The sequence below is a fragment of the Okeania sp. SIO2B3 genome, assembly GCF_010672525.1.
GTDB lineage: Bacteria > Cyanobacteriota > Cyanobacteriia > Cyanobacteriales > Microcoleaceae > Okeania.
Genome location: NZ_JAAHGH010000007.1, coordinates 165,889 through 182,510, shown reverse-complemented (window position 1 = coordinate 182,510; position 16,622 = coordinate 165,889). Strand labels below are relative to the sequence as shown.

Annotated in this window: 15 protein-coding genes; 8 read left to right on the top strand and 7 right to left on the bottom strand. The window is 33.9% G+C overall.

The annotated features are described in order from the left end of the window. Nucleotides 1-26: 26 nt before the first annotated feature. The gene (ribD, locus tag F6K15_RS09045; RefSeq protein WP_293060019.1) at nt 27-1,139 is read left to right on the top strand and encodes a bifunctional diaminohydroxyphosphoribosylaminopyrimidine deaminase/5-amino-6-(5-phosphoribosylamino)uracil reductase RibD; all 1,113 of its coding nucleotides are present in this window, start codon (nt 27-29) and stop codon (nt 1,137-1,139) included. Nucleotides 1,140-1,808: 669 nt separating this feature from the next. On the opposite strand, the gene F6K15_RS09040 is transcribed toward ribD, so the two are convergent. Next, complete coding sequence (locus tag F6K15_RS09040) at nt 1,809-1,940, bottom strand: hypothetical protein (protein ID WP_293060016.1); 132 nt, start codon at nt 1,938-1,940, stop codon at nt 1,809-1,811. A gap of 661 nt (nt 1,941-2,601) precedes the next feature. Here F6K15_RS09040 and F6K15_RS09035 point away from each other — a divergent pair. Then, on the top strand, nt 2,602-4,242 hold the full coding sequence (locus tag F6K15_RS09035; RefSeq protein WP_293060013.1) for an AAA-like domain-containing protein: 1,641 nt from the start codon (nt 2,602-2,604) through the stop codon (nt 4,240-4,242). 1,226 nt (nt 4,243-5,468) lie between these two features. Beyond that, nucleotides 5,469-6,320 (top strand): DUF6816 family protein, encoded by an 852-nt coding sequence (locus tag F6K15_RS09030; RefSeq protein WP_293060011.1) that lies wholly within the window; start codon nt 5,469-5,471, stop codon nt 6,318-6,320. A gap of 404 nt (nt 6,321-6,724) precedes the next feature. Here the strand turns inward: F6K15_RS09030 and F6K15_RS09025 are convergent, their stop codons facing one another. Then, nucleotides 6,725-7,024, bottom strand: coding sequence for a transposase (locus tag F6K15_RS09025; protein ID WP_293060008.1), 300 nt, complete (start codon nt 7,022-7,024; stop codon nt 6,725-6,727). A gap of 185 nt (nt 7,025-7,209) precedes the next feature. Beyond that, entirely contained in the window at nt 7,210-7,512 is a 303-nt protein-coding gene (locus tag F6K15_RS09020) for a zinc ribbon domain-containing protein (RefSeq protein ID WP_293060006.1), read from the bottom strand. A gap of 874 nt (nt 7,513-8,386) precedes the next feature. Between F6K15_RS09020 and F6K15_RS09015 the strand changes: the two genes are divergently transcribed. The 4 genes from F6K15_RS09015 (at nt 8,387) to F6K15_RS39035 (ending at nt 10,269) form a co-directional block, all read left to right on the top strand. Then, nucleotides 8,387-9,394: a hypothetical protein gene (locus F6K15_RS09015; RefSeq protein ID WP_293060003.1), complete on the top strand. Its 1,008-nt coding sequence runs from the start codon at nt 8,387-8,389 to the stop codon at nt 9,392-9,394. Between the two features lie 224 nt (nt 9,395-9,618). Continuing rightward, nucleotides 9,619-9,765 carry a transposase gene (locus F6K15_RS39045; RefSeq protein ID WP_375341055.1) on the top strand — a complete coding sequence of 49 codons (147 nt, stop codon included), beginning with the start codon at nt 9,619-9,621 and terminating at the stop codon, nt 9,763-9,765. Further along, nucleotides 9,728-9,895, top strand: coding sequence for a hypothetical protein (locus F6K15_RS39040; RefSeq protein WP_375341053.1), 168 nt, complete (start codon nt 9,728-9,730; stop codon nt 9,893-9,895). Before F6K15_RS39045 ends, F6K15_RS39040 begins: the two co-directional genes overlap by 38 nt. A 140-nt stretch (nt 9,896-10,035) precedes the next feature. Further along, nucleotides 10,036-10,269 carry a zinc ribbon domain-containing protein gene (locus F6K15_RS39035; protein WP_375341052.1) on the top strand — a complete coding sequence of 78 codons (234 nt, stop codon included), beginning with the start codon at nt 10,036-10,038 and terminating at the stop codon, nt 10,267-10,269. Between the two features lie 1,092 nt (nt 10,270-11,361). On the opposite strand, the gene F6K15_RS09005 is transcribed toward F6K15_RS39035, so the two are convergent. From F6K15_RS09005 to F6K15_RS08990, 4 genes are all read right to left on the bottom strand, one after another. Beyond that, entirely contained in the window at nt 11,362-12,954 is a 1,593-nt protein-coding gene (locus F6K15_RS09005) for a glycosyltransferase family 39 protein (protein ID WP_293060001.1), read from the bottom strand. Nucleotides 12,955-13,138: 184 nt separating this feature from the next. Further along, nucleotides 13,139-13,279, bottom strand: a complete 141-nt coding sequence (locus F6K15_RS09000; RefSeq protein WP_293059999.1) for a hypothetical protein — start codon at nt 13,277-13,279, stop codon at nt 13,139-13,141. 23 nt (nt 13,280-13,302) lie between these two features. Next, complete coding sequence (locus tag F6K15_RS08995) at nt 13,303-13,545, bottom strand: hypothetical protein (RefSeq protein ID WP_293059997.1); 243 nt, start codon at nt 13,543-13,545, stop codon at nt 13,303-13,305. Nucleotides 13,546-13,914: 369 nt separating this feature from the next. Then, nucleotides 13,915-15,573, bottom strand: coding sequence for a DUF6798 domain-containing protein (locus tag F6K15_RS08990; protein ID WP_293059995.1), 1,659 nt, complete (start codon nt 15,571-15,573; stop codon nt 13,915-13,917). Nucleotides 15,574-16,147: 574 nt separating this feature from the next. Here F6K15_RS08990 and F6K15_RS08985 point away from each other — a divergent pair. Next, nucleotides 16,148-16,366: a hypothetical protein gene (locus F6K15_RS08985; RefSeq protein ID WP_293059992.1), complete on the top strand. Its 219-nt coding sequence runs from the start codon at nt 16,148-16,150 to the stop codon at nt 16,364-16,366. Nucleotides 16,367-16,622 lie beyond the last annotated feature (256 nt).

Sequence of the window (16,622 nt, the reverse complement as noted above, 5' to 3'; positions counted from 1 at the left end):
TGTACTTTGAAGCTAAAAATTTGAAGATGTCAGAATTTGATCGAAGTGAAAATCAACAAAAATTCGACCAAGTAATCATGGGTTATTGTCTAGAGTTGGCCCAACGTGCTTTAGGCAGAACTGCCCCTAATCCCATGGTAGGTTGTGCGATCGCTCAAAATGGCCAAATTGTGGGAAAAGGGTTTCATCCTGGTGCCGGTCATCCTCATGCAGAAGTTTTTGCTCTCAAGGAGGCGGGTGAAAAAGCAAAAGGAGCTACTGTCTATGTGAGTTTAGAACCATGTAGTCATTATGGACGTACACCACCTTGTACGGAAGCTTTAATTGCAGCAGGTGTGGCAAAGGTTGTGGTTGGAATGATCGATCCGAACCCTTTGGTTGCAGGTAGTGGTATTGCCAAATTACGAGAAGCTGGTATTCAAGTTGTGGTTGGAGTGTTAGAAGCTGAATGTCGTCAACTAAATGAAGCTTTTATTCATCGAATACTCCATCAAAAACCTTTTGGAATTTTGAAATATGCCATGACTCTTGATGGCAAAATTGCTACTACTACAGGTCATAGTGCATGGGTGACATCACCTGCAGCGCGGAGTGAAGTACATAAGTTACGGGTTGCTTGTGATGTTGTGATTATTGGAGGGAATACGGTGCGTAGAGATAATCCACTTTTGACGAGTCGCAGCACTAAAGCTGATAATCCTTTGCGGGTGGTTATGAGTCGCGGTCTAGATTTACCTACAGAGGCTAATTTATGGGATGTTGATGAAGCTAATACTTTAGTGTTTACAGAAGTAGGGTCTAATCAAGAATTTCAGCAATATTTGAGGCAAAAAGGGGTTGAAGTCGTAGAAGTTTCATCATTGACTCCGGCAAAGGTGATGGAAAATCTCTATGATCGGGGGTTTCTTTCTGTACTTTGGGAATGTGGGGGGACTTTGGCAGCAAGGGCGATCGCTGATGGTGTGGTGCAGAAAATATTGGCTTTTATTGCTCCTAAAATTATTGGTGGGCAAATAGCACCTTCACCTGTGGGGGATTTAGGATTAGTTAAAATGACGGATGCTGTGGAGGTAGAGAATATGAGTATTCGTGCTATTGGTTGTGACTATTTATTGACAGGTTATATCATGTCCGGTTGAATAATTATAAATAAATTAGGGAGGAGTCAGAACTCAGGAGTCAGGAGGGAAGAAAGAAGAGGAGGAAGAGGAGAAAGTTTTTTGATCACGCTCTTATACAAACATGATATTATATTAAATTTGATTGAATACTAATAACTTGATGGAAGCAAGACAGGAGGAAAGAGAGGGAGGTAGAAAAGAGTGCAGCTACCGGGAAGTTAAAAGTCTAGCATTTAAAAGCGAGTGCTAATTGGCGAGGTTTCCTACGGCGTTTTTAAAGTGCGGAACCATTTCCACACACATCGCCTCCAGAATGTAATACCAAATTGATAAATGTTTGCTACAAATAGTTAGGCTATTTCTTAGGAGTCAACCCACCCGCGGGCCTCTCCAACCCACCCCTAACCCCTCTCCTCCTGGGAGGGGAAGTCAGGAGGACTAAGTCAGGAGTCGTATGGGAATGGCTTCAATACCATTTTTTAGGGCGTAAATTATCTTTTTCTCTTGGTGCGCTACCAGATGCGACTATCGTCGTCGCGGGGTTGCACCGCTTTGTCAAAGGGACAGCTCCTGTAATACCAATTTCAAAAAAGAATGTTACAAAAAGGTAGATATTGATCGGATATGCTTAAAAATAGCTGCTCCAGTTCATTTTAGATAGTTATCTCTATCGTTTTTCCATTTTTTTCAATATTTACTCCTTCTTCCTTCTTCCCTCTTCCTTCTTTCGTACGGACTATGCAACGTCCCTACCATTTGTAACAAACATTTATCACGCTTGCTATAAAGTATTTTTATCGCTCTTACTATTCGTAACATTCTTTTTTCACGCTTGGTATAAGAGGCACATCTTACAGTCAAAAGTATTGATTGGTAAGGCTTTTAGGATTTTGTAACTGGTCAGTTATTTCTGCCATCCTGCAAGAGTTTGTTGATTAGACATCTCCTCCAAAAGAGGGAGTAGAGAGTGGGGAGTAAGCGGAAAGAATTAATATATCTAGTATGATAATTAATTTGATTTTTTATGACCGGAGATGTCTATTATAAATTTTTGTTCAAAATGTTTGAATAATCAATCTTAAAATATATAAATTATCAATTTTCCGGTAGTATTGGTCTTATTAAGTATTTAGTAATAAAAAAACATATAGAAGTAGATATTGAGCCAAATTTACGATTTAAATATTAAATAAAATAGTATTATATTTATACAAATAACATCAACCTTAGATTTGGATCTGGTAGAGAATATCCATAGAATTTAGGAACTATAAAATGAGGGTAGGAATTACGAAAATTTCATCTATTTTTGGATTTTTCACTATTCATTTCAAATGGCTATATCTGAATATAAATTAGAGCATTTTTCAGGAAGATGAAATACTCAGTAAAAACTATAATCCTTGTAGAGACCTTATATATAACTGTAGTCTAATGAAGCTAAAACTGTTATAAATGTATACAAAATCTTTTAAATCTGATGACATATATTCCTCACTCAGAAAGTATAGCTCCTAGGCCAGATCGTCCAGGAGCACCCATAGCAATTAACTCCAGATTTTATATCGAGCGATCGCCTTGCGAAGAACATGCATATCAAGAAATTGCTACTCCAGGTAGTTTAATTAGGATTAGAGGGCCGAGGCAAGTGGGAAAAACTTCTTTCCTACTACGACTGATTAATTACACTAAAACTTTAGATTACCGAATCATAACTATAGATTTTTTAGAGACTGATACAGCAGTTTTTGAGAGTACAGAAAAATTTTTACGTTGGTTTTGTATTAATCTTAGTAGACAGCTAAAATCGACTTATAATATAGATGATTATTGGGACGCAGATATAGGATATAAGGTATGTTGTACGATTTTTGTTGAAGAATTATTATATGAAATTGATACTCCTGTAGTGTTGATTTTTAAAGAAGTTAATTGCGTCTTTAAATATACTAAAATCACTCAGGATTTTTTACCATTATTACGATTTTGGCATGAACAAGCTCGGATAGTAGAAATCTGGAAAAAACTGCGATTAGTGTTAGTTCATGCTACTGAAATATATGTTTCATTAAGTGTGAATCAATCACCATTTAATCTTGGTTTAGCCATTAGATTATCTGAATTTACACTAGAACAAGTTAAAGATTTTGCTCAACGTTATAGACTAAAGTTGCAAGAAGAACAAATACAAGAATTGATGAATTTAGTAGGCGGGCATCCCTATTTAGTACATCTGGCTTTAGATAATTTATATTATCACAATTTAACTTTTGAAGAATTATTAAAATATGCTCCTACTCAAAGAGGAATTTATAGTGATTATTTACGCAGTTTATGGATGGTATTGCAAAAACAAACAAAACTGGCAGCTACATTTACACAGTTAATTACAGAACCAACGAATATTCAATTGGAACCAATGATTACTTATCAACTAGAAAATTTAGGATTAGTCAAAATAGATGGAAATATTTGTGTTCCTTGCTGTAAGTTATATTCTCTCTATTTTCAAGGTCAAAAATTAGGGGAGACAGGTTATAAAACTGTGGAAGAAAAAAACAAAAATCAAGACGATCAAAATCCACCAGTTTTTACAAATATTAATTCTGTTAAAATGAGTAATCATAATTTTTTTAACTTCTACACTAAGATTGAATGGGATAATATAGTCGCCGAAAACTATCCTATTGCTTTGATTTTAGGTGAAATAGATAATTATAAAGTTTATAAAAATCAATATGGAACTAAATTTATTCATAATTGTTTACAAGTTATATCAAAAAAAATTTCTCTAATTTTACAGGATATTAAAAATGTACATTTCAACAAAGAAAACGAACAGTTTATAATAATTTTGCCGAAAATAGATGGCGTAAAAGCAATTTCTATTGCTGAAGTAATTATTCGGGAAATCAAAGAACTAACTTTATCTCCTGACAGAGATATGTTGACTAATTTACCTAATTCTATAGTAACTATGAGTATGGGAATTGCTTGTACAATCCCTAGCGAAAATGAACCAAGTAGTCTGTTTTTAGCAGCAGAAGAAGCTTTATTTGAATCTCAAGAACAAGGAGATTGTGTTACTTTAAGTTCATTTTTAAATTATCAAGATACTTGAGTATAAAAATCTCGAGATTGTTTATTTATATAAATTTATAGATACCAGCTTTCCAGGCAATAATCCTTTTTACATTTTAAAGTATGTTGATATTAGGTAGTAGGTGTTAGGTATTGAGTGTGATACCAATTTTATGTGAGGTGGCACAGAATTATGAAATTTATTAACTTGTCTATCTAGATTTACAGTCAACTCTGATTAAAATATTATTCTATGCAACTTAGAAATGAATCTGGTATCAAACAGGAAAGATTTTATTGTACTGTAGTTGATATGACTCAAATCAGCATTTTCAAATATGAGATCATCTCAATAGTATAAAACTTTAGTTACTCATCTCTGGCGAAGCTTTCAATTATTTAGTTAGGAAAACTCAACTTAAAATCTTGCTTTAATCACCAATAAAGAATTTATGATTTACAGAATTTAAGTGATTTGATCGAAGAATTGTTAAAAGTATAATTGAGAGAATGTTTTATACCAATTCCTAAAAGTAACGCTATTCTTGGGTAAGACTTCAGTTATTAATTAATCAAAACAGATATAATTACTTTTTTGCTAAAAATAGCCCAGTTAATATGAATTCTTCTTACTTTTTATCCCAAATTCCGCACTTCAATTTGTAACGTTATAAGTAGTATATAAATCCGTAGCTTGGTAAGTATTTATACTATGCAAATCATCTCCATTACTTTTTTCGTCGATCAAATTCCGAGTCAAAAATTTACGCATAAATACTTGTTTGATTGATTACTCAATCACGGCAGCTATGATTTTCTGATAAAATTCTGTCTCCTGTCTCCTGTCTCCTGACTTCTTCTTATATACTACATTTTGTGGTGCGGAATGTGGGTTTTATTTCTCCCCCACTCCCCTACTCCCCTATTTCCCCTCCTGGGAGGGGGAGGGGCGAGGGGTGGGTCTCCTGCTCAACAAAATGTAGAAAAGTTTTTGATAAATGGTATTAAAAGTGAGGGGATATTGTCAGAAAGCTCACAAAGTTGATGCTGAGATTTATAGATAACAACACCTTGTGACAAAAACAAATCTTATAAGCCAATATAGTTCAGTTAGAACCAAAAAAACTTAAATTATCTAGGTTGGCTTGAGGAACGAACTTCGCAGCAACTATCCGACAAAAAAGGATGAATATTTGATTAAATCAAACATCTCAAATATAAATGGTACACTAGGAAATTATTCAACAAATAATCTCGACTATAATAATGCACAAAAGAAAAAATCATCAAAAATTCTGGCAAGTAATTTGGAGCTTATGTTTAATTACAATTATTTTACTTCGGGCTAATAATGCAATAGCAGGAACACTTACTTCCAGAATTAACGATTTTCCTAACTGGGAAAATAAACCATCAATTAGTATTGCTAAAGAAGACTTAATTTATCCAGACTGGATGGCAGGAAATTGGAATGTTAAAAGCACTTTAATAGATATGGTTGCACCATTAGCGCCAGAAATTGTTACGCCAGGTTTTGAAAATAATCGTAAATATTTGCATCAATCAGTAAATTTTAAAGTTAGATTTATTAAGTTAGAGCCAAACTTGAAGCTCGAAGGAATATCCCAACAAAGATTAATTAATTTACCTATATATTGGTCTACTGAAAAATCAGATTTACCCCCAGAAGCGGTTATTGCAGATCGAGAGTTTAACGGATTAAATATTGGCAAAGCACTTTTGGGCGACGATGCAATTTTATCTGTAAAAATTGACCAAAATAATCCTAATCGTCAGACAACTATTTTGCGAGATAATCTAGAGTTAATTTCAGTTATTACCAGTAGGGCAAACGAACAATTAAACCCAGATAATTTTATTACCTGCGAAATAACTCAGCAACTATTTCAGGGTGAGACAATGATTTACTTAAATGAGGTAGAAACAACTACAGATTATCATCACATTATCAATGAAAATCAAGGAGAAATAATTGAGGCAAATCAGATAACTGCAATTTATTTATCACCTCAAGACCCTGATTATTTTGTGGCAGGTAATCATCCTGTAGCCTTGTATCTTTATCAGTTAGAATTATTGCCTTTGGTAGAAGAATAATATCATGTCCGCTTGAATACTTATAAATAAGGGAGTAGGGAGTAATGAGCGGGAATAATAGGGATATTTGCCCAGTGTAAGAAGATAGGTTTTTTCATCACTAATTATCCAGACTTACAGCAGTTTTCATATGAATAAACCACAATGTTCAAACCAACCCATGGCATCATCTTCAGTAATTTGAGCGATACGGCTAACGCCACGCTCCGCGAACGCACTTACTAATAACTCGATCCAATTGTTCTGAAGTTCGAGGCTGATAAGAACGGAGGAAATTTTTAAATTTTGACTCTTCAAATTCGGGCTTGTGACAAATCTGGAGAGTAGGCTGGTAAGAATATTAATTCGGCTCCTGCCCTTGTTAATTAATTCTTCAATTATTAGCCCTCCCGTGAATACTTAAATTATCCATCAATACAATTGCTCAAGCGCCATAATTGAGGTACTAAAATTTGCTCTACATATGTTTCAAATACATTTTTATTTGTACTACCAATTACCGTCATTGATGCTATTAAACCATCCAAGCTTAAGGCTCCTAAGACACTTGTGTTTCTACCTTTATTTCTAGGAGCATTGCTGACTACTCTCTCTCCTACTTTTCCTCGACCATAAAGACGAGTCATTCCTAAATTTACTCCTGATTCATCCACAAAAACCAAATTATTTATGTCTACGCGCATCCAGCCATTTTCGATACTCATAACGTTTTTGCTTAATATCTTCTCTCTTGTTCCGAAGCACAAATACTTTTTTTTTCTACTTATATTGATTTTTTTTAAAATTCTATACATTGCGGATAGACTGACTTTTACTCCTGTTCTAATTTCGCTCATATTCGCATAGCTCACAAAGCATGCATATCTGGTTGTTGTTGAATTTTATGCCCTCATTGACATACTCCCGACGCTCCCCTAGGGGAGAGCGCGGGATTCTTCAGCCAGAGAAAAACTGACCGCAGTTTTAACAGAAGTGATGTCCTCCTCCTGTGTTGACAACAATCCAACCCACCCCCATCCCCTCCCGGGAGGGGAGCTAGAGGGGTGGGTGAGTTATAGTCCCTATCTAGTTCCTGTCCACATTTAGGACATGAATGCCAGCGTTCTGATAAACTTTTAGAGACTTTATTCAGACATTCCCAACAATGTTGAGATGTACCTTTTGGGTCTACGCGTGATAATTCTTTTGCCAAGTTTCCAGGCTACATACTCCAAAAATCAAGAAATTGATAGTAGCTGCATCTTGCAAAGATTTATTCATCCGTAGAGAAGGTATAAATTTTTGCACCCTATATTAACGAAGAATAGAAGGTTGTAGCTTTTTCTAGATAAAATTTCTTATTTTTAAATACAACATTGGCATAATAAACTATGTATCTAAATGATACCAAATCGCTGAAATAACGCAAGTTCGTGAAATATTTTGTAATGATTTGGGAAAAATCAGGGCTTGTTTGATTGGAATAAACAATTTTAATAGCTGACTTGATAAGTAAAACCTATACTTTTTCCTTCTTGTCTAATTTTTGCTTTGAAACTACTTTTTGATGATTAGCGATCGCTTTCCTGAGAAGAAAGTGAAAATTTTGGTATAGCAAAAGTTAGGACAGATAAAAAGCTTAAAACTCAGACAAAGCAAGATTTTTCCAACTTCAGTGCTTCTTCCTTCTCACAACTGCTATAGCAGTTGTGAGAAGTTAGCGATCGCTCAATTTAACAAATACAAATAAATAGTTTGAAATAGTGATTATATCTTGATTTTTGATTGATAAATAGTGAGAGATATTGGCATAATTACTTAATATAAATCAACATTATTTAATGATTAAAATTATGGTGATAGATAATCTTGGTATTAAATATAAAATTCATCAAATATTTGTATAGACCTAATTGTGTTATTTTTACACTTAGTATAATTTTGGAAAATTTGAATTGTTTCATCCGGTGTTAGAAATATTTGAAAAACTAATGTATTTACATATATTTATCTAGATAAAGATTTAGTTAAGATGCTGATTTGTTATTGCTTTATCTTTGTATATTTACTATTGAAAGAGATTACCAGTGATTTTAGAAAAAAAACCTATGAGCCTACAAAGTTTTTCCTATTTACCTTCAAAAATATTATCTAGACTTCCTGAGGTTAAAAAAGAACTACTAGCTTATCTGATGCGGATTTTATCAATTGATGGTTGGTTGATGCAAAAAGAAGACCATGATCTTCATAGAAACCATTTATCTTCTATTGATTCATCTGTCTCGGTTATTGTCAAAGAATTAGAAGAAAAAGGAGTTTATGTATCTTCTTTAGCATCTTTAAATCTTCCGAGAACTACTGAGCTTATTCTGCAATCGTCATTATTGCGTCAAGAACTTGATAATTCTTCTCTAGGTAATTCTGATGGTAATCAATATTCAGTAATTGCTCCTTCTACTGAGTTTGTTAAATACTGTGATATTTATCGTTGGGGATTGAATACCTTTCTGTTGAAAGTTGTTGAGAATTATCTCAAGAGTCCAGTAGCCTACGGCTTTCCTTCATTTCGTCTTCATCGGTCTAAATTTGTTAGCGAACAGGATGGGTATTGGCATATTGATAAAGAAGATAAACGTATGCTTAAAGTAGCAGTGTATTTTAACGATGTAACTGACGATGGTGGTCCTTTTGAAATTTTTGAGAAACAAAGCAGTTCAATTATCTTGAATATTTTGAAAAAGCATTATCCTTTTCTTGGACCCCATAAACCTCTTAGTCACCGAAACCTATTAAAGTTGATTCCCACCAGCTTATTAGATAATTTAAAATCGTTTACAGGTTTACAAGGAACTGTGATTTTTGTTGATACAGCCCGACTTGTTCATCGAGGAAAACCATCTACTCAAGTAGATAGATGCGCTATATTTTACAGCTATTATACTCGCACGCCACATCATCCCTTTTTCTGTGGACCTGGTCACTTTTCAGAAAAACACAGACACTATTTGGCAGATAACTTATCAGACTATCAAAGAGAATGTGTCTTTTGGAGAAATGAGTTAAATCCTATCCAGAAATATTTGCTAACTTTTTAACCCACAAAATATAGAAGAAGGAGTCAGGAGTCAAGGGACAGGAGACAGGAGTTCGGGGAATTTAAAGGAGGTAGAAGTAAGAATTGTCTCTCAATTTTTCTGTCCTCGATTTGCCTAAAATGCTAACTTTTTGAATGTTTTAGACTAAAACAAGCGCACTTTTTAGGTATTGAAATGGAGAAAAATTTGCTAACCCAAAGAACCATTACAAGTTACACAAAAAACTGAGGTTAGCCCAAAAATCACTTTCTCGTAAAACCAAAGGCTCTAATAACTATCACAAAGCTAGGATAAAAGTAGCGAGGATACACGCAAAAATCAAAGATTCAAGGCTTGACTATACCAATAAGCGCGCCCACTCAACTGATTAGAGAAAATCAAACTATTGTAGTTGAAGATTTAGCGGTAAAAAATATGGTCAAGAATCACAACCCACTCCCATCCCCTCCCGGGAGGGGAGCAAGAGGAGTGGGTAGTGATGCCAACTGGGGAGAGTTATAGTTGTTTAACTTAAAAATGAGACGTTTTTTCGTCTGAAACTTCCTCAGAGTAAGAAAGCTTTGTCTCAATCTAAAGTTAAATGACTATAGTCAGGCAATTAGCATACAAAGCTGAATGGCATGGCCGAGAGTTAATCAAAATTGATAGATATTTCCCTAGTTCGCGCGCGTTGCTCTAGTTGTGGGCACACAGTAGAAAAATTACCTCTAAGTATTAGAGAGTGTGATTGTCCAGAGTGTGCAGCTCACCATGACAGGGACATAAACGCTTCGATAAACATTTTGCGGATGGGAACCCGCGTCGGCGAAAGACGCAAGCGGTCAGACCCCGCGCCGCCGATAGGCGCAAGGGNTGTAGTTCCGATGGCTGTCTAAGGCTATGGACAGAATAAATTAAACACTGCATTCGGTGATTCCTCTGGAGTCATCGAAGCTAGTTTATAGAGATTGAGAATCAGATTTTGAGAAATTGCTTGGTGTTGCTTTTGGGTTTTTGACCTTCCAGTTGATGATCGCACCTCGGAATTTTTGATTATTGCTCCCAAAAATTTTCATCCTCCTCTTTCTGAAGTAGAGGGTTTTTCAGAGATTGTGATGATTTAGCAAAATCTTGATTATTTATTTTTAATTAATTTCCAGAGTTCACCAAAGTTGTGAATTAATTTGAGCTGATAATTTCCTTGTATTTCTAATTGAGAAATATAGCGCTACGCGCAAGTCAAAAGTTAAAAGTCAAAAGTTAAAAGTTAAAAGTAATATCTGACTGAGTTTGAGAATTTATAAATGTCCTAACCTATTTGCATAGTGCTATAAAACTTATCTCCGGGTGAGATATAAATAGGGTCTGCTGAAAAAATTGGTTGGTGGGGGTAGGACACGGGGACACGGAGATGCGGAGACGGGTCGATTTGTGGAGTAACAGGCAACGGTTTCGGCAATTTTATTATGAAGAAATTTTCTTGAATTTCAGCAGAAAATTTCAGTAAATTGATGCCAATAAGAGCCATAAACTTGGAGATAAACTGAATATAAAAAGCTTCATTACCTTAGCTATCTTGACTTTTAGATTTATTCAGCAAGCTCTAAATATATCGGTAAAATTATCGGAATTTTTAGGTAGGGCATCCGCTTCTGCTTCTACTAATTTAAGTTTAATTTTATGGTTAAGCAAATAGCATTTCTATTGCCTGTAGTTTATTTAGGGCTTGCTGATTAAATATCAAAGTATTTATAGATAAAGGTTTTAGTTGTTTTAGGTTTAAAAAAAGTGCCAGCTTTTTTGACCGAAAAGCTCAAAAAATTAGCATTTTGTGCAAGAGTTGGGCAGAAAAATTCAGTTATAAGGGAAATTCTTACTCTTACCTCCTCTACATTCCCTGTTCCTCCTGTCTCCTCCCCTCCTGGGAGGGGTTAGGGGTGGGTTGTCTCCTATCTCCTACCCCAGCAAAAAGACTTTTTCAGCAAACCCTATTTAGGTAAAATCCAGAGTTCGCCGAAATCATGAACTAAGTTAAGTTGAGAATTTTCTTGTGTTTCTAATCCTGAAATTAAACTCCATTCTGGGCGAAATATAAACACATGACTAAAGCCATCAGGAATTTCTGGTACATCACCCACTTCTACAAATTGAAATTTAACTTGAGGATTAAGTAAATAACTGAGAGAAGTTAATCTCAGGGAATGATTACTAATTACAAGTGGGTTGTTTGTTTGGTTAATTATTTTTGCTACTTGGGGGTCATAATAACTACTATATTTATGCCACCAAGTTTCTGCTTGGGAACTAATTCCACAAGATATTACTCCTACAGAAATTAGAGTAACTGTCACTATTTGCCAAATTTTATATTGAATTTGGTTACTAAAGTTGGTTAAATTTGTAGCCAAAAGATAAGCAACAGATATTTGAATTCCTAAGTAACTGGGGATGAAATAACGAGGAATAGTTGAACGTTGTCCACCAGAGATTAAATCGGGAATTATTAAAGTTATGGGAGTTAATAATATCAAGGTTAAGATGAACAGATTTACTGATTTAGGTGTATTCCGACAAATAAAATAAATTGAGTATATTACTAAGACTAAAGTTATCAATAATAGATACGGCCAGATTGTATTGAGACTTAATAAAGCATCGTTATCAAAAACAATATTTTTGACATCAAATAATCTTTCTGAAGAGCCAATTTGAATATCGATAAAAGTAAAACTTAAATTAATCAACCATCTTTTCAACAAGGTTAATAAAGGTGCTGTTTGAGATACCCATTTTGTGCCATCGAAATGCTCAATTATTACTATAAACCATGGTAAAAAAATTAAAAATCCAGAAACAGATGCTAGGAGATAAGATTTTAATTTTTTGGTTAATTTTAGTTTTTCTATTAAAAGTATATATAATCCATGACCCAAGGCTACTAATATGGAAAAAAGATGAGTATATAAGGCAAAGATTAAACTTACTGTGTAAATTTGCCAGTTACGTTTAGTGGGGATTTTCATTGCCCGAAGTAAGGCAATACTTGATAATAAAATTGTGACTGTGAATAAACTATAAACCCGTGCTTCTTGAGCATATAACACTGAAATTGGAGAAACTGCCGTCAGAGCGATCGCTATTTCTCCAACTAATGGTTGATTAAATAATTCTCGACATAACCAATAAATACAAGGAAATATTAATAAGCTGGTCAAAGCTGAGAAACTTCTGGTTACTGCTACAGAATGACCAAATAATTGTACCCACCATCTTAGTAGTACAAAATAAATTGGCAAATGTTCGGGGTTTTCTGTTGCTAAAGAGTTGATAGTATTAATGACATTTTTATTAGGGTTAGTTCCTTGATACTGGTGGAAAAAATTTCCACTAATTATGTCAGCTTCATCGGTTATATCTTCTAATTCGCCTCTAGTATAACCAGCAATTCTTAAGGAGGTAATTGTTTCGTCATACCAGTAAACTTTACGGTCAATATTTATGAATCTGAAACATATTCCTAAGATTAAGGTAATGGCAATAAATATTTTTAGCCAAGTAAAATAAGGTTTTTTATAGAACATTCTTGAAGAAGGTGGTAGGTGGTAGGTTTTAAGTGGTAGGTTTTAGGTGGTAGGTTTTAGGTGGTAGGTTAAATTTGATTGGGAATTTACACCAAATCAATTTGAGAAAGCTTCAACAAAGTTGACTCTGCAATACTGTTCTTGAAAATCTGCTTTTTCATAACTCAAACCTCCAATTGAATACTCAAGGAAAGGGTAGCATTAAAGAAGGTGGTAAGTCGTAGATTTTAGGTTCAATTTGATTGGGAATTTCCACCAAATCAATTTGAGAAAGCTTCAACAAAGTTGACTCTGCAATACTGTTCTTGAAAATCTGCTTTTTCATAACACAAACCTCCAATTGAATACTCAAGGAAAGGGTAGCATTAAAGAAGGTGGTAAGTCGTAGATTTTAGGTTCAATTTGATTGGGAATTTCCACCAAATCAATTTGAGAAAGCTTCAACAAAGTTGACTCTGCAATACTGTTCTTGAAAATCTGCTTTTTCATAACACAAACCTCTATTTGATTGGGAATTTCCACCAAATCAATTTGAGAAAGCTTCAACAAAGTTGACTCTGCAATACTGTTCTTGAAAATCTGCTTTTTCATAACTCAAACCTCCAATTCAATACTCAAGGAAAGGGTAGTGATGATGATTTTTATGAATTTATGAACTATGCCTGATTTCTTGTACTTTTTGTCTGGAAATAATTCTTTTTTTTTGCTTTCCCTAGATTAATCTAGACCCTTTTCAGCATTTTTTGGTTAGTAATTTTTTTGAAAATTATCAAATAGGGATTATTTTGTCAATGGTAGCTGTTTCTCTTTTTATTTTGGGTTTAATACCCCGCCGTCTACAGGGTGTTTACAATTGGTTGGGATTTGAGTCCCCATTCACTTTTTCTTTTTTCCTTCTTGCTTCTTGCTTCTTGCTTTTTCCTTCTAAGGAAGAAGGGAAACAAAATTTTTCAATAGTAGCTATTCTGCAATAACTTGATACATTTTATATAAATTATCTATATAAGTTTTTTCTACTCCTGAACATTGAATAGAATCATCATTTTCAATAATTATATGAGTTATCTGATATTTATCAATTAAATTTTGCAAAGCCTGACATTTAGCTATAGCAGAATTATCATAAAATTGCTGTGCCATTAATAATCTATTGTGCCATTCAATAACTTCTGTATCTTTGTAGGGATGAGATTTAAGATTAATCAAAATTGGCGCACCTGTAGCAATTCTAAAATCAACGAATTTCCCAGAAGCGTAAGGAACTAAATATATATCTCCCACCTGTTTATTTTCTTTGACATATTCCATAATAATTGGCGTATCTTTTTGATTAATAGTTAGCTTTTCTAGTTGTATTCCGACTCCTGACAAGATGAAAAGATATATTCCTACTAAAGTGCTAATTTCAAGTATTTTTTTGTATTTCAGAATCTGGGGATAATATCTATCAAAAATAACAGTCACAATATAGGCACTTATCATACAAGTAGAAATCGGAACTAAAAAAGCGGATACTCGCCAAGGGGTAAGAAACGCCAGAGTATTACTGACAGAAATTATTTGAATTATTGTCAGAATAGTTGCTGCAGCAAAGGGAAAAAATAAGATAAAAAATAATCGAGTTTTGCGGAGAAGATAGAGAGCGATCGCTACTATTAAGATTTGAATTGGGGCGGCAGGTTCAGTTAACCAAATATCCGGGAAGGAATGATGAGGAATTCGATTGACAAGTAAACTTTCAGAAATTTGAAAAAGCTCTGGAGATGTGGGTCTAAAAGTAATAGTCATATAACTGACTACTGGTAAGACAAAGATAAATGAAACGACACCTATTAATAATGATTTTTTGAGATTATTTTCATTTTTATCAAAATAATTGTGTCTAAAACCCTGCCTTTTAAGGCGAAATATTTTTGGAAGCTTGCTCAAATTCCCGTTACAAAAATAACTTTTAACTTCTGACTTCTGACTTCTGACTTCGTTAAAAGTGGCGGTCGTATAAGCTAAAGTTAGTAAAGCTACACTGGGAAGATATGTGGGATGAAAAGTTGCAGCTATTCCTAAAGCTAAGACTGCTAAAAAAGGTTTTTTTCTGAGAAAGGCATAGATAGAAAAGATAATTAATACCCCAAATGTACAGGGTTGAAAATAGTCACCGAGAATATATTGTTCGGCTAAACCATAGTGTAGATGTACATGAGTTTTAAAGTCAAATATTCTGATTTGTAGACAGTGGATAGTCAGGAGGAGGAGAAAATAAATTAGTAGTTTCAGTCGGGAAGTATTAATTTTGAAAATTACTGAAGCAATGCCAAGCATACTGTAAATATAGATGCCAAAAATTAGGATGTAATAAAAGTAGAAAAAGTTTTCATGGAAGTAAGTATAAGTGACTTGAACTAAAAAGGTAAAAGCAGGTAGAGGGTCGAGTGTATTCGCTAACCAATCTTGGTTTAAATAACCTAAATCAGCTTTAGCTAATCCTTGCAAAAATTTAGTATGTTGATTTGAGGTATATAGAGGGTCTTGAGTATAAGAAATTCCGAAAATTAAGCCTAGGATAAAAATTTGAGCTATCGGATTGAGGATTTGATTTTTCAACGTGGTAATTTTCACCATTTCATTGTTTTGAAGAAGGAAGAAGGAAGAAATGGATGGGGATACTAAAAAGTTGCCATTCCATGGGATTAACCCCAACCAATTATGTACACTGTGTAGATATAAGGTATTAAATCCATATAGAATCCATATAGAAAAATATAATACTAGAAAATTTACAACTGATAACTGATAACTGAAATGACACCATATTGTAAATTAATTTAGAAGTTAATCTTAATCTCTGTTGCCGAAAAATATAGGACTATATACCTCATCAAGCAATAAATTTTTGTATGATTTTAAAGAAATCTGCTAAATATTTATCTGATGATAGGCCATGTCAAAAAAAACTAATATTTATGAAATTATAGTTGTGATTTTACTCATTCCATTAGGGTGAGTTTGGATATTTGGTTCTGAAATAACAACCTTAAAATGTAACCGTCTCCAGTTAAAGCAAAAAGTGGCTTTTGAAATTACTCATTTTGGCTTGCGTGGAAAACGTATTACTGAAATTATTCGAGGACAGCTTCAAGGTGCTAAAAAAAAGCGAAGGGGTAATAAATAAAAGAGTGGATCTGGAGTATTTCTTTTGACTGAATATGATGAAATTCCAATACAAGATGCTTTTTCTGCTTCCAGCGAATTAGTAGCTACTCAAAAAGTAGACCGGATTAATAATTTTCTGAATAACCCAGAACAAATGTCGCTGAAAATACTACAGTATCCTCACTTTTTGGTAAGCTTTTTTGGAATTATATTTGTTAGTTTGCCTATATTATTATTGGTATCTATATTGTTGGGTGTTTAGAGATAATAAATCTAGCATCCGGAGAATTAAAAGATAAATTTATTACCCTTATCATAAGGATGAAAAATCAGATATAAGTTAGCTAGAAGCGAGTTTAAATTTAACAAAAGAATGGCAAAACTGTAATCTCGATAACGATAATTTTTCGGTAAGCAAGAAGGAAGAAGGAAGAGGGAAGAAAGCTTAAAAGCTTGAAACAAGGTAAATTTCCTGTAGATATTTACCCTTGGTTTTACACAAACGATACCAGGGGACA

Coding starts and splice junctions, on each gene's coding strand:
- F6K15_RS09035 (WP_293060013.1), top strand. CDS start 2,602: ATGACATATATTCCTCACTCAGAAAGTATAGCTCCTAGGCCAGATCGT.
- F6K15_RS09000 (WP_293059999.1), bottom strand. CDS start 13,279: ATGAAAAAGCAGATTTTCAAGAACAGTATTGCAGAGTCAACTTTGTTG.
- F6K15_RS09040 (WP_293060016.1), bottom strand. CDS start 1,940: ATGTTACGAATAGTAAGAGCGATAAAAATACTTTATAGCAAGCGTGAT.
- F6K15_RS09025 (WP_293060008.1), bottom strand. CDS start 7,024: ATGAGTATCGAAAATGGCTGGATGCGCGTAGACATAAATAATTTGGTT.
- F6K15_RS09030 (WP_293060011.1), top strand. CDS start 5,469: ATGCACAAAAGAAAAAATCATCAAAAATTCTGGCAAGTAATTTGGAGC.
- F6K15_RS09005 (WP_293060001.1), bottom strand. CDS start 12,954: ATGTTCTATAAAAAACCTTATTTTACTTGGCTAAAAATATTTATTGCC.
- ribD (WP_293060019.1), top strand. CDS start 27: ATGTCAGAATTTGATCGAAGTGAAAATCAACAAAAATTCGACCAAGTA.
- F6K15_RS08990 (WP_293059995.1), bottom strand. CDS start 15,573: ATGGTGAAAATTACCACGTTGAAAAATCAAATCCTCAATCCGATAGCT.
- F6K15_RS08995 (WP_293059997.1), bottom strand. CDS start 13,545: ATGAAAAAGCAGATTTTCAAGAACAGTATTGCAGAGTCAACTTTGTTG.